We start from the raw sequence: 12,030 nt of genomic DNA on the forward strand, positions 1-12,030 counted from the left end.
CAGACGGTGGCCAGCGCACAGCGAATACAGGAAGACTATGCCCTCTACTATCAAAAAGCTCGATAAGAAATTGCAGCAGGCGTCTAGCTTTGACGAGTGGCGTGCTTTGGCTCAGGAGCATGATCGCTGTTCCGGGCGCGCGCACTGGAAAAAAATTGATAAGACCAGTTTGTATGATTACGCCTCGATTCGCTCGCGCTTGGAGCGGCTGCGGTATTTTCGTGAGAATAACGACAATATCGGCCTGCTGTTTACCCTAAATGAGGGTATCCACGGCAATATGGGCGGCATGGGCAAGCCTGTGCTGTACTCGCGAGCCAAATTTGGGACGAAGGAGCTGATCGGCGATTATGTGGATGCCATTGTCGATGCCCTGGATCATCTGAGCCGTTTGGAAGGTGACCAGCCGGGTTTTATTGAGCGTTTGGATTTCTTCCGCCGGGCTAGTAAATGTTATGGCAAGTCCGCCTTGATGCTCAGTGGTGGGGCGATCCTGGGTAACTTCCATGTCGGTGTGGTCAAGGCGTTGATCGAGCAGGATTTGCTGCCGGATGTGATCTCGGGGGCCAGTGCCGGCTCATTAATTGCCGCGGTGCTGGGTACAAAAACCGACGAGGAGTTGAGGTATTTCCTCGATAAAGATAATTTGCTGCGCGAGTTGCGCCTGGAGATGGATCTGGTCAACGGCGGATTGTCCACGAGTACGCCGCGTATTAATCACCGCATGCTCAAGGAAAAAATTGCCAAGTTAGTGCCGGATATGACCTTTCAGGAGGCCTTCGAAAAAACCGGCCGCCATATCAATATTTCGGTATCGCCGTCAGATGTTCACCAGACCTCGCGGCTGCTCAATGCCGTGGCTTCACCCAATGTTTATATTCGCAAGGCTGTGCTGGCGTCCTGCGCGGTACCCGGGGTGTTTCCGCCGGTTATGTTGGAAGCGAAAAACGTCCACGGCCATCCGCAGCCCTATTTGGCTACGCGTCGCTGGATTGATGGTTCCTTCAGCGACGACCTGCCGGCGAAGCGACTGTCGCGCCTTTATGGTGTGAATCACTTTATCGTTAGTCAGACCAACCCCATTGTGCTGTGGTTGCTGCACGATGCCAAATCCGACCAAGCGAGTGTCGCAAAATCGCTGCGCCACCTGACAATGCGCAGTCTCAAAGAGTGGTATAAAGTCAGTAACAGCCTGCTGCAGAAGTACTTCAAGTCCTCCCCCAAGGTGCGCCGCCTCGCCAATATGGCCAATGCGGTCATTAGCCAAGAGTACACTGGCGATATCAATATTATTCCCCGCTACCGCTTTTTTGATCCTCGCAAGTTGCTCAATGAGTTGACCGAAGAGCAGCTGTTGTTCTTCATTGAGGAAGGGGAGCGCGCCAGCTGGCCTAAAATAGAGATGATACGGGCCAGTACCAAGATTAGCCGCAAACTGGCTGAGATACTTGAGCGCTATGAAGACGAGGAACTCAGTCGTTTAGCTAAGAGTCATCACTTGGGTGCTGAAATGCCGCGCAGTCGCCGCGCTTGACCCCCGTTGCTGTAATCACTGTGTGGCAGATGCGCACATTCGCTATATTTTAGGCTGTTCAGCCGGCGTGAAAATGGAGTAGCCCCATGGTAGTTGCTACCGAATTTACCCCGTATTTATCGGCATTGGGTGGCGTGCTAATAGGTTCGTCGGCGGTGCTATTGATGTGGTCGGTGGGGCGTATTGCCGGTATTTCCGGCATTGTCTCGGGCGCGGCATTAGAGCACGGTGAAGAGCGCAATTGGCGGTTGCTGTTTATTTTAGGCTTGTTTATTGGCGCTGCGATTAGCGCAGGCCTGAGTGGTGCGCTGGCTGACATACGGCCAGTGAGCTCGACGCCGTTATTGGTGGCTGCGGGTCTCTTGGTTGGCATTGGCGTGTCGATGGGGTCGGGTTGTACCTCCGGGCACGGCGTCTGTGGTATCTCACGGTTATCGCTGCGCTCTATCGTTGCCACCTCGGTGTTTATGACGAGCGGCTTTGTGACGGTATTTGTGTTGCGGCATTTGCTGGGGGAGATTTAGTGAAATATCTCTACGTACTGCTGGCAGGGATGCTGTTCGGGGCAGGTATCACGATTTCCGGCATGGCGAATCCAGCGAAGGTTCAGAATTTCCTCGACCTTTTCGGTCAGTGGGACCCCAGTTTGGCCTTCGTGATGGGGGCGGCGTTGGCGGTGGTCGGCCCGGCCTATTTCTATGTGTTTAAGATGGGCAAGCCGCGATTTGGCGAGCGTTTTCAGCTGCCAGAGGCCAGGCAGATTGATCGCAAGCTGGTCGGCGGTGCGGTGTTGTTTGGCGTGGGCTGGGGGCTCAGTGGGCTGTGCCCGGCGCCGGCGCTGGTGGCCATCCTTAGCGGGGTGGGGCACTTTGCCGTGTTTGCATTGGCGATGTTGGCGGGAATGGTACTGTACCGGCAATTTATGGCCCGATAGTCCATTTTGCGATGTCGGCGCTGAGTGTAAACTGCGCGTTACCCAAAACAATAAGCGCAAGGCGCATTGGAGTGCTCATGTCAGTAAGTCAGCAATTTGAACAGGATCTCGAAACAGTATGGACACGCTTGCTTGATGCGGACTTTCGCGTTGAACGAAGCTTGGCGCTGGGAGAATTAAGTGCCAGTTGTGAGATCGAGGATAGCGGTGATCGGGTAACGGTGGCGATGTCACGCGAAGTGACGCGCGAGCTGCCCTCGGTGCTGGCCAAGGTGTTTAATCCGAAGCAAACGCTGAAGTTTCGAGAGGAATGGCAGGCCGATGGTGACGGTTGGTCGGGGACGATCAACATCACTGTGGATGGCCAGCCGGTGACGCTGTCGGCGGACATGTCGCTGCAGCCCAAGGGTGAGGGTTGCGAGTACCGAGTGAGCCATCGCTGTAAGGCGAGAATACCTCTGGTCGGCGGCAAGGTGGAAAAGTTTGTGCTGTCGCAAACCGATGAGGGAGCCATACAGGAGCTCGACTACCTTAAGAATGCCTTAGGCTGAGCCTGGTCAGGCCGCTTGCTGATGTTGGAGTAGCGCGGCCTGCAAATCCTCGGGTGTACGCAGCCGTTTTATCTGCTCGAAAAGTTGTTGGGCCTCGGGATAGTTGCGGCGCAGATAGCCCAGCCACTGCTTGCTCGGACCGCCGACGTGGCGGGGAGCACAGGTTTCCAGGCTATCTAAAAACAATTCGTACAGCAGCGGATAGATTTCCGGCCAAGTCCTTTCACGATAGGTGTTGCCCGCCTCTCTGGTTTTAATGTGCAAGGCGAGATCGGGTCTGGACAATAGTCCGCGGCCCAGCATGATATCCTCGCAACCGCTATCAACTCTGCACTGGTCAGCGTCAGTTGGCTGCCATATTTCGCCATTGGCGACTATTGGTAGGCTGAATTGCCGCCGCGCGGGTGCGATTTCATGCCAGTGGGCGGGGGGCGTATAGCCGTCTTCGCGGGTGCGGGCGTGAACGGTGAGCAGCTGGGCGCCGGCATCTGCCACTGCTGATACCACCTCCAAGAAGCGGCTGCGGTCGCGGTAGCCCAGGCGTATTTTGACGCTCAGCGGGGTTTGTTTGGGCACAGTGCTGCGAATGGTGCTGACGATTCGATAAATTAACTCCGGCTCATCCAGCAGAATTGAACCCCCGCGGTGACGGTTGACACATTTGGCCGGGCAGCCGAAGTTGAGGTCGATGCCGGGTGCCCCGAGTTCGGCGGCGCGCCCGGCGTTGTCGGCCAGCGGGCCAGGTTCGCTGCCCAGGAGCTGGAGGTAAACCGGGACGCCGCTGGGGGTGGTGCCGCCGCAGAGGAGTTCGGGGCACAGCCGGTAAAATACCTTGGGTGGCAGCAATTGGTCGGTTACCCTGACAAATTCGGTAATGCAGCGGTCGATGCCACCAACGGCTGTAAGCAGGGCCCGCATACGGGCGTTGACGACGCCTTCCATGGGGGCGAGATGAATTTGCATAGCGAATGGGCCTGGCGACAGCGTAAAATGAATGCAGGTAGTTGGTGGGCGGATTATAGCTGGATAAGGCGTGTCAATGGGTGAGAATGTGAGCGGGCGGCTTAAAGTGCTGTCGATATTGCTGTTAGTGGTGGCCGGTATTGCCGTGGCTGCGCAGCTGTGGCGCGCCGCGCCGGATCCGCAGGTGCGTGCGGAGGAGGCGCAGATATTTAACGCCGATGATGCCCAGTGGTTTGGTGAGGAGCCGCTTTTACTGCAGTCAGTGCGGCTGTTGGCCGTGGATGAGCACGCTGGCCGGTGGCGGGCGCGGCTGACGGTGGCGGGTCAGGAGCGATTTGTCGACGCCGGTAAGTTGCTGCAGCCCCCCTGTTTGTATCTGGCGGAAGTGCTGGAAGAGGCTGTGCTGTTAAATAGTTGTGGCGCTTATCGCTTAGTGTCGCTAGCGGCAGGTGGCGGCGAGTTTCAGTACCGGAATGTCGGTCAGCGAGATGTTTGGCTGGAGCGAGAGCGCCGCGTAGTGGACTTGCGTGCGGACAAGGCGGTTAGCCGTCTGCTGGGCGAATATTTGCAGCGTTTGTATTCGGCGCCGCTGTCACTGCGCGGCACGGTGGAGCTGGAGCGTCGCAACAACAAAGATGGCAGCCCTCATTACTACCTTTATCCGGGCAGCGATAAGCGGCTGTTTTCCCTGCTGCCGTTGCGCGGTGGTGACCGTTTGCACGCGGTTAACGGCGTGAGCCTGGCGGCCGCTGAGGCGCTGACGGAGCTGTATGAAAGCCTGGATGAGGTGGGGGATGTAACGCTCACCATAGAGCGGGAGGCCGGAGAGGTCTTGGTGCTGCTGCTGTCAGCGCCCGCCATGGCGACAGGCCGTCTTGCGGCTGATTGATATGGCGTTGAGCCGCGCGCTGAAATCATTGAATTTCCTTAATCTTTCCCTGCAGCCTTGGGTAGTATACTGGGCGTGAGAAACGGGTAGTGCATCTGCCCAGCAGCACTGTATGGAGAGAGTAATGAGTGATTATAAAAAATGGGAGTGCGTAATCTGCGGCTTCATTTACGACGAAGCTGAAGGGATTCCCGATGATGGTATTGCCGCCGGCACGCGTTGGGAAGATGTGCCTGAAGATTGGGAATGCCCAGACTGCGGTATCAGCAAGTTTGATTTCGATATGGTTGAGGCCTAGGGCTCGATCTGCGCCGCCCGCGCTCGCGGGCGGGTCACGGTTGCGTAACTGCGCAAAAAAACCGTTCTACTGTGCGCCTCGCACATTGCCTCTGTTACACTAATGCGGATTTGGTGCGCCTGCACTGTGACTCTGCTGAAATAGAGGTGATTATGCAAAATATAAAAACAGCCTTACTACTTTCAACCCTGTTATTGGCCGCCGCCTGCGCCCCTGAAGTGGGTTCAGACGCCTGGTGTGATGCGATGAAGGAGCGGCCAAAAGGTGATTGGAGTGCCAATGAAGCCGGCGATTACGCTAAGCATTGCGTTTTTAAATAAGTTGGACTTTGGTGGTCCTGGCCGCTTCTTTTATCTGACGGCTGTCGGCTTGACTCGCAGTGCCGTGGGCGCTGCACCGGTGGGGGTGCGGCCGTTGCTTCGGCAGCGCGCCGCTGGCTGGGGATGGTAAGAAAAATGTCATACAGATTCTCTACTATGTGGCGCTGGTGTGGCGGTTTGGTGGTGGTAAAACGACGTGGATAGGTCGGCGGCGATAAGGCGGCTTTTTGGCCCGCGGGCGCTGTTCTTGGCCAATGTCGGGCTGCTGCTATTCTTGGCTGTTTTGCTGGCGCAATTGTTTTGGAGTGTGGCGGCGTTGCTGCGAGAGCCGCAACTGCCGCTTGCGCCGCCGTTGGCCGAGAGCGGCGGCGGCACTCAAAGTGAGCCCGGTTACAATGTGCAGGCGCTATTGGCCGTTCCGCTGTTTGGTGTGCCGCCGGTTGCGGCGACAGATGAGCAGCAAATACAAAAGGACGTGAAACGCAGCCGCTTAAAAATCACCGTACTCGGTTTAGTGGCGGGCAGCGGTGAACGAGGGGTGGCTATTTTACGCCACGGCAATAAAACCAAGGCCTATGGAATCGGTGAGAAAATTGACGTTGCCGGATCAGTGAGTTTGCTGGCGGTGATGGCCGATCACATTATTATTGAGAATAATCGCAAGCAAGAAAAAATCGAATTGCAAAAGCGCGGCGTGCACCGCGGCGTCAGTACCTCCGCAGCGCCTTCAGCACCTGCTGCACAGGTGATCAACCTCAATCAACCCGATATTCGGAAATTGATTGGCAACCCGCGAGAGACCGTGCGCAACAGCCCGTTGAGGTTGGCGCGCTTTTTTGCGGCCAGCCCCGCTATGGATAACGGCCGGCTAATTGGCTATGAGCTAAAGCCGGGGCGCGATACCCGCCTGTTTAAATTACTTGATTTGCAAGCGGGCGATATAGTGTTGTCGATTAATGGACAGTCGTTGGCAGATCTGCCAACGGTTGAGCTGATGAAATTGATGGAAACCACGCAATCCTTTGAGCTGCTGGTGCAGCGCAACGATACGATTCTGAGCAAAAGATTGGAAATATGAAAAAAATTCTTCTGAGTGTGTCAATGCTTGTGTTGCTCGCGTCGCCGTTGCTGGCTAACGCCGAGCGCTTTGAGCTGGATATGCAGAACGTCGATATCGGTGAATTTATCGATACGGTGGCCAAACTCACTGGCAAGACGATTGTAGTAGACAGTCGCGTCAAGGGAAAAATCAGTGTGCAGAGCCAACGCAAGCTGGACGCTGCCGAGCTCTACCAGATCTTTTTGCTGCAACTCGGTGTTGAGGGTTATTCGGCTGTTGAGGCCGGCGATGGCATTCTCAAGGTGATTCCCAATCAGGCGGCGAAGATCGAGGGGATTGAGGTGCAACGCTCGTCGAGCGCGGTGGGTCGTAGCGAATCCATCATCACCCGTATTGCCCACGTGCAAAATGCCGACGCCGATGAGCTGGTCAAGTCTCTGCGGCCATTGGTGGACAATAAAGTGGGGGTGATCACCAGTTACTCCGATGCCAATATCGTGTTGATCACCGACCGTGAATCAAATGTGCGACGACTGATGTCAATCATTACGGCGGTGAATTCGGTCGATTCCCAGCTGATGGAAACCGTAGTTCTGCAGAATTCGTCGGCGGAAGAAATAGAGCGGGTGCTCAATAAGGTGTTGTCGCAACAAACCCGTAAGCGCGGTTCTTCTAAGCCGGTGGTTGCAGCTGATCCGCGTACGAATACCTTGATTTTGTTTGGTGATGACGAGGCTCGTAGCTATTTGCGGCGCCTGGTGGCTGATTTGGATAGCGAAGTGTCTAGTCAGTCTAATATCCGCGTTAAGTACTTGAAATACGCCAAGGCGGAAGAACTGGCCAAGGTATTGAAAAGTATCAGCGAAACGATAGTTAACGATGAGAAGACGGCCGGTCGCGCGGCGGTGCCAGGCACGGCGGTTTCTATCAATATTGAGGCGCACGAGCAGACCAATTCCATCGTAATGTCGGGCAGCCCCCACATTATTAACGATTTGGAAAAAATTATTCGCGACCTCGATATTCGTCGCGCCCAGGTATTGGTCGAGGCGATTATTATCGAAGTGACCGATAGTAAGGCTAAGGAATTGGGCGTGCAGTGGTTGTTCCGCGACACCAGTGGCGGCAATACGCCGGCGGGTGGGATCAGCTTTGGCGGCGGCGCCTCAGGCAGCAGTGGTACGCCGAGCATTATCAGCTTGTTGGCTGGCGAGGAGGCGGCCGCTGCGGCGGCTTCAGGCTTGCGCGGTGCCGCGATTGGCCTGGGCAAGATTAGTGAAGGCTTTAGTTTTGCAACCTTGATTTCGGCGCTGGCCAGCGATACCGAGTCGAATATTTTATCGACTCCCAGCCTGTTAACACTGGACAACCAAGAGGCCTCGATTCTGGTCGGTCAGGAAATCCCGGTGATTACCGGCTCCACTGCCAGCTCGACAAATACCAATCCCTTCCAGACCATTGAGCGTCAGGAAGTGGGTACCAAGCTGCTGTTGACGCCGCAAATCAACGATGGTGACGCGGTGCAGCTGAGTATTGAACAAGAGGTGTCGTCGCTGAGCCCGGCGACTAATGCGGCCGATGTCATCACCAATAAAAGGACTATCAAAACCACGGTATTGGTTAACGACGGCGCGACCATTGTGTTGGGCGGTTTAATTGATGACCAGGTCAATGAACAGACAGCCAAGGTGCCGCTGCTGGGTGATATTCCACTGCTAGGTCGTTTATTTCGCGCTGACAACAGCAGCATCGCCAAGCGCAATCTGATGGTATTTATCCGTCCGACTATCGTTCGCGACCAGGCGACATTGTCAGAGCTGAGTGGCCGTAAATATAATTTTATTCGCGCCGAGCAGCTGGCCAAGGCCGAAGCGGGTATCAGTCTGTTCCCGTTTACCGAGCTGTCGGTATTACCTGAGTGGTCGGGCATGGCGCCGTCTCCTTTAGATGTCCTGCCCCGCCAGCCGCTCCCTGCCCAGCCGCCGGTTAGGGAAACGACGCCGACTGTGCAGACGCCGCCCCAGGCACTGGCTGTGCCGGCACCCGTAAACACCCAATCCGTCGAGACACCGGCGCCGACTGAACCCGAAGCCGTGGAGTGGCGCCGCGATGAGTGTATGCGCCGCGCGCGGGCCGGTTCTAAGATGCCTCGTCGTTGCCGTAAAGTTGACGACGGGGCGGTGTAATGGCGCGTCCGCTAAGCTACGCGTTTGCGCGCAATAATTGCCTCTTGGTCGAGGAGGACGAAAGGGGCTTGCAACTGCTGTGTTGCACGGCCACACCTCCGGCGGCCTTGGCAGAAGTGCAGCGTGCGCTGCAAAGCCCTTTTGTTTTGCAGCTCTGTGATGAAAGTGAGTTGCGCGACAAGATTAATGAGGTATTTCAGCGCCGCCAAGGTGACGCGATGTCGGCGATGGGCGATATCAGTGATGAAGTTGACCTCGATCGTCTCGCAGAGGAAATACCGGAATCACAGGATCTGTTAGATGCCCAGGATGACGCGCCGGTTATTCGCCTGATCAATGCCTTGTTTGGCGAGGCGTTAAAGCGTGACGCCTCGGATATTCATATCGAGACCTACGAAAAAACCATGTCGGTGCGCCTGCGCGTCGATGGAATTTTGCAGGAAGTTCTGACCCCCAATCGGCGCCTGGCGCCACTGCTGGTGTCGCGGATCAAGGTCATGTCGCGGCTGGATATTGCTGAGAAGCGGGTGCCTCAGGACGGCCGGGTGTCGCTGCGCATTGCCGGTCGTTCGGTGGATGTCAGGGTGTCGACTATACCGTCGAATTACGGTGAACGGGTGGTTATGCGGCTGCTCGACAAGCAGGCTGCGCGTATTGACTTGGGCCATCTCGGCATGCCGGCCGTGACCCTTGCTAAGCTGACAGATCTGCTGCACCAGCCCAATGGCATTATCTTGGTTACGGGACCCACCGGCTCGGGTAAAACGACGACGCTGTATGCCGGCTTGATGGCGTTGAACGATCGCAAGCGCAATATCCTCACCGTGGAAGACCCGGTGGAATACGATATCGAAGGCATAGGTCAAACCCAGGTGCATGCCAAGGTGGGCATGACCTTCGCGCGCGGGCTGCGGGCGATATTGCGCCAGGACCCGGATGTGGTCATGGTGGGTGAAATCCGCGATCAAGAAACCGCCGAAATTGCCGTGCAGGCCTCGCTGACGGGCCATATGGTGCTGTCGACACTGCACACCAATACCGCGATTGGCGCGGTTACGCGCTTGGTCGATATCGGTGTCGAGCCCTATTTGATCGCCTCCAGTTTAAAAGGCGTGTTGGCCCAGCGCTTGGTGCGCCGGTTGTGTCAGGAGTGCCGTGAACCTATCCAGCTGGATCACACTGAGGCGCGCTTGCTGGGTGACGCGGGTCTTGAAGGTGAGAGTGCCTTCAATGCCAGTGGTTGCGATGCCTGTCAGCATACGGGCTATCGCGGTCGCCAAGGGGTATACGAGTTACTGGTGATCGACCGCGAATTGGCGGAAATGATACACAATCGAGCGGGAGAACAAGAAATCATGCGCTACGCCAGTGCGCGGATGACGACCCTGATGTCAGAGGGGCGACGGCTGGTGTTGGAGGGGCAAACCAGTATCGATGAGTTGCTGCGCAGTGTCCGCGAGGGTGCCGATGCCGGCCTTTGAGTACCGCGCTCTGGATGCCGGCGGCAGCACCTGCCGAGGTATTATCGAGGCTGATTCCAGTCGCTCGGCGCGGCAAATGCTGCGCGACAAGCAGTTGTTCCCGGTAGAGGTTAAGGCCAGCCGCGAAAAAAACGCGGGTCGGGGCGGCCTGTCGCTGTCGCGGCCGCGCATTAGCATTGCCGATTTGGCGCTGTTTACCCGCCATCTCGCCACCTTGATTCACTCCGGTATCCCGGTAGAAGAGGCGCTGGCCGCTACAGCTAAGCACAGCCGCAAGGACGTGTTGAAGCGCATTATTCTCCAGTTGCGCTCGCGGGTACTGGAAGGCCATTCGCTGGCCGACGGCTTGAACGACCACCCCCATGTTTTTAATTCGGTGTACCGCGCCTTGGTCAGCTCAGGGGAAAAGTCCGGGGACTTGGCCGAGGTGCTTAACCAGCTTGCCGAGTACACCGAGGACAGCCAGAAGCTGCGCGGCGTGATCGTGCAGGCGGCGTTGTATCCACTGGTGCTCTGTGTGGTGGCCATTGGTGTGATCACCGCACTGATGACTTATGTGATTCCCAAGGTGACCGCGCAATTTGAACACTACGATCAGACGCTGCCGCTGCTGACCCGGGTGCTTATTAGTATCAGCGACGGCTTGGCGAATTATTGGTATTACCTGATTTTGTCGATTGCCGGAATTATTGCCGCGGTGTTCTGGTGGCTGCGCGATCCCCAACGCCGTCTGCGCGCGCATCGCTGGCTGTTGAAAGTACCGATGTGGGGGCAGTTGGTGCTGGAACTGGATGCAGCGAGAATGCTGCGCACGCTGGCAATACTGCTGTCTTCGGGTGTGCCGTTTTTGGAAACCTTGAAAGTCGCCTGCGCAACACTCAGTAACGATCATTTGAAACAGAGCATGAATCGCGTGCGCGAACAGGTTCGCGAGGGGAAAAGCTTTAGTCACTGCCTGCAAGACGAGGCCGAATTGCCGCCGATGGCGGTGTATATGATTGCCAGCGGTGAATCCAGTGGCGAACTGGAGCAGATGGTGCAACGCGCCGCTAGTAATCTCGAACGTGAACTGCAGGCGCGTGTGCAAATGTTTGTCAGTCTCTTTGAACCACTGCTGATTGTGGTTCTCGGGCTGGTTGTCTTGTCCATCGTATTGGCCATTTTGCTGCCAATACTGCAATTAAACAATCTCACTCAGTTTTAGGAGGTCGACGTGGAGTCGCTTGCATTGAGTTATCGCCGTCAACAGGGCTTTACGCTGCTGGAAATCATGGTGGTAATTGTTATTCTCGGCCTGCTGGTCGCGGTTGTTGCCCCCAATGTGCTGCAAAACCAGACATGATGGGCGGCTACGGTCCCGGCTATGGCATGGGTCCCGGCATGATGGGCGGGATGATGGGCCACATGATGGGTGGCTACGGGATGGGTCCGGGAATGATGGGCGGTTACGGTCCCGGCTACGGCATGGGCCCCGGCATGATGGGGGGAGCCGGCTACGGAATGCTATACCAGCTCAACTTGTCGCCGGAACAGTGGGCCAAGGTCAACGCGATCCAGCAGGACCTCGCGAAAAAGAACTGGGAGCTCGCCGGCAGAATGCGCGATGAATCGTTCAAGCTGCATGAGTTGGCAGCAGCCGACAAGCGCGATCGCAACGCCATCATGGGGCAATACAAGAAGCTGCAGGATGTGCGGCTGCAACGCTTCCAAGCGCGTCTCGACGCCCAGGAGAAGACCGAAGGCGTACTCACCAAAGAGCAGAAGCAGCAGTTGCGCCGCTTCGGTTCGTGGTGACAACGATGAATTTTTCAGCA

General features: G+C 56.5%; 14 protein-coding genes. 13 read left to right on the plus strand and 1 reads right to left on the minus strand.

Annotated features, from left to right (window positions below; all coding sequences use genetic code 11):
• The first annotated feature begins 37 nt into the window (after positions 1-37).
• The 4 genes from ABYM29_RS06850 (at position 38) to ABYM29_RS06865 (ending at position 3,019) form a co-directional block, all read left to right on the plus strand.
• The gene (locus ABYM29_RS06850) at positions 38-1,534 is read left to right on the plus strand and encodes a DUF3336 domain-containing protein (protein ID WP_372863811.1); all 1,497 of its coding nucleotides are present in this window, start codon (positions 38-40) and stop codon (positions 1,532-1,534) included.
• 86 nt (positions 1,535-1,620) lie between these two features.
• A complete protein-coding gene (locus tag ABYM29_RS06855; protein WP_372863813.1) occupies positions 1,621-2,058 on the plus strand; it encodes a YeeE/YedE family protein in 438 nt (145 codons plus the stop codon).
• Positions 2,058-2,468 (plus strand): DUF6691 family protein, encoded by a 411-nt coding sequence (locus tag ABYM29_RS06860; RefSeq protein ID WP_372863815.1) that lies wholly within the window; start codon positions 2,058-2,060, stop codon positions 2,466-2,468. The genes ABYM29_RS06855 and ABYM29_RS06860 overlap by 1 nt, the downstream gene beginning before the upstream one ends.
• Before the next feature lie 77 nt (positions 2,469-2,545).
• On the plus strand, positions 2,546-3,019 hold the full coding sequence (locus tag ABYM29_RS06865; protein WP_372863818.1) for a DUF2505 domain-containing protein: 474 nt from the start codon (positions 2,546-2,548) through the stop codon (positions 3,017-3,019).
• A gap of 6 nt (positions 3,020-3,025) precedes the next feature.
• Here ABYM29_RS06865 and ABYM29_RS06870 read toward each other — a convergent pair whose 3' ends face one another.
• Positions 3,026-3,982 carry a tRNA dihydrouridine synthase gene (locus tag ABYM29_RS06870; RefSeq protein WP_372863819.1) on the minus strand — a complete coding sequence of 319 codons (957 nt, stop codon included), beginning with the start codon at positions 3,980-3,982 and terminating at the stop codon, positions 3,026-3,028.
• 76 nt (positions 3,983-4,058) lie between these two features.
• Between ABYM29_RS06870 and ABYM29_RS06875 the strand changes: the two genes are divergently transcribed.
• The 9 genes from ABYM29_RS06875 (at position 4,059) to ABYM29_RS06915 (ending at position 12,010) form a co-directional block, all read left to right on the plus strand.
• Positions 4,059-4,871, plus strand: coding sequence for a hypothetical protein (locus ABYM29_RS06875; RefSeq protein WP_372863822.1), 813 nt, complete (start codon positions 4,059-4,061; stop codon positions 4,869-4,871).
• Between the two features lie 124 nt (positions 4,872-4,995).
• Positions 4,996-5,169: a rubredoxin gene (locus tag ABYM29_RS06880; protein ID WP_372863825.1), complete on the plus strand. Its 174-nt coding sequence runs from the start codon at positions 4,996-4,998 to the stop codon at positions 5,167-5,169.
• A 152-nt stretch (positions 5,170-5,321) separates the two neighbouring features.
• Positions 5,322-5,489, plus strand: a complete 168-nt coding sequence (locus ABYM29_RS06885; RefSeq protein ID WP_372863827.1) for a DUF3012 domain-containing protein — start codon at positions 5,322-5,324, stop codon at positions 5,487-5,489.
• Between the two features lie 247 nt (positions 5,490-5,736).
• Positions 5,737-6,567 (plus strand): type II secretion system protein GspC, encoded by an 831-nt coding sequence (gene gspC / locus ABYM29_RS06890; RefSeq protein WP_372863829.1) that lies wholly within the window; start codon positions 5,737-5,739, stop codon positions 6,565-6,567.
• Positions 6,564-8,735: a type II secretion system secretin GspD gene (gspD, locus tag ABYM29_RS06895; protein ID WP_372863831.1), complete on the plus strand. Its 2,172-nt coding sequence runs from the start codon at positions 6,564-6,566 to the stop codon at positions 8,733-8,735. Before gspC ends, gspD begins: the two co-directional genes overlap by 4 nt.
• A complete protein-coding gene (gene gspE / locus ABYM29_RS06900; RefSeq protein WP_372863834.1) occupies positions 8,735-10,216 on the plus strand; it encodes a type II secretion system ATPase GspE in 1,482 nt (493 codons plus the stop codon). The genes gspD and gspE overlap by 1 nt, the downstream gene beginning before the upstream one ends.
• On the plus strand, positions 10,203-11,420 hold the full coding sequence (gspF, locus tag ABYM29_RS06905) for a type II secretion system inner membrane protein GspF (protein WP_372863837.1): 1,218 nt from the start codon (positions 10,203-10,205) through the stop codon (positions 11,418-11,420). Before gspE ends, gspF begins: the two co-directional genes overlap by 14 nt.
• Before the next feature lie 9 nt (positions 11,421-11,429).
• A complete protein-coding gene (locus tag ABYM29_RS06910; RefSeq protein WP_372863840.1) occupies positions 11,430-11,558 on the plus strand; it encodes a prepilin-type N-terminal cleavage/methylation domain-containing protein in 129 nt (42 codons plus the stop codon).
• Positions 11,555-12,010 carry a Spy/CpxP family protein refolding chaperone gene (locus tag ABYM29_RS06915; RefSeq protein ID WP_372863843.1) on the plus strand — a complete coding sequence of 152 codons (456 nt, stop codon included), beginning with the start codon at positions 11,555-11,557 and terminating at the stop codon, positions 12,008-12,010. Before ABYM29_RS06910 ends, ABYM29_RS06915 begins: the two co-directional genes overlap by 4 nt.
• Positions 12,011-12,030: the final 20 nt, after the last annotated feature.

The sequence above is a fragment of the Spongiibacter sp. genome (assembly GCF_041602295.1).
Lineage (GTDB): Bacteria > Pseudomonadota > Gammaproteobacteria > Pseudomonadales > Spongiibacteraceae > Spongiibacter.

What these genes read in the sequence shown, in the direction of transcription:
- ABYM29_RS06865 (WP_372863818.1), top strand. Translation starts at nt 2,546, where the DNA reads ATGTCAGTAAGTCAGCAATTTGAACAGGATCTCGAAACAGTATGGACA.
- ABYM29_RS06870 (WP_372863819.1), bottom strand. Translation starts at nt 3,982, where the DNA reads ATGCAAATTCATCTCGCCCCCATGGAAGGCGTCGTCAACGCCCGTATG.
- ABYM29_RS06880 (WP_372863825.1), top strand. Translation starts at nt 4,996, where the DNA reads ATGAGTGATTATAAAAAATGGGAGTGCGTAATCTGCGGCTTCATTTAC.
- gspF (WP_372863837.1), top strand. Translation starts at nt 10,203, where the DNA reads ATGCCGGCCTTTGAGTACCGCGCTCTGGATGCCGGCGGCAGCACCTGC.
- ABYM29_RS06850 (WP_372863811.1), top strand. Translation starts at nt 38, where the DNA reads ATGCCCTCTACTATCAAAAAGCTCGATAAGAAATTGCAGCAGGCGTCT.
- gspE (WP_372863834.1), top strand. Translation starts at nt 8,735, where the DNA reads ATGGCGCGTCCGCTAAGCTACGCGTTTGCGCGCAATAATTGCCTCTTG.
- ABYM29_RS06855 (WP_372863813.1), top strand. Translation starts at nt 1,621, where the DNA reads ATGGTAGTTGCTACCGAATTTACCCCGTATTTATCGGCATTGGGTGGC.
- ABYM29_RS06875 (WP_372863822.1), top strand. Translation starts at nt 4,059, where the DNA reads ATGGGTGAGAATGTGAGCGGGCGGCTTAAAGTGCTGTCGATATTGCTG.
- gspD (WP_372863831.1), top strand. Translation starts at nt 6,564, where the DNA reads ATGAAAAAAATTCTTCTGAGTGTGTCAATGCTTGTGTTGCTCGCGTCG.
- ABYM29_RS06915 (WP_372863843.1), top strand. Translation starts at nt 11,555, where the DNA reads ATGATGGGCGGCTACGGTCCCGGCTATGGCATGGGTCCCGGCATGATG.
- ABYM29_RS06885 (WP_372863827.1), top strand. Translation starts at nt 5,322, where the DNA reads ATGCAAAATATAAAAACAGCCTTACTACTTTCAACCCTGTTATTGGCC.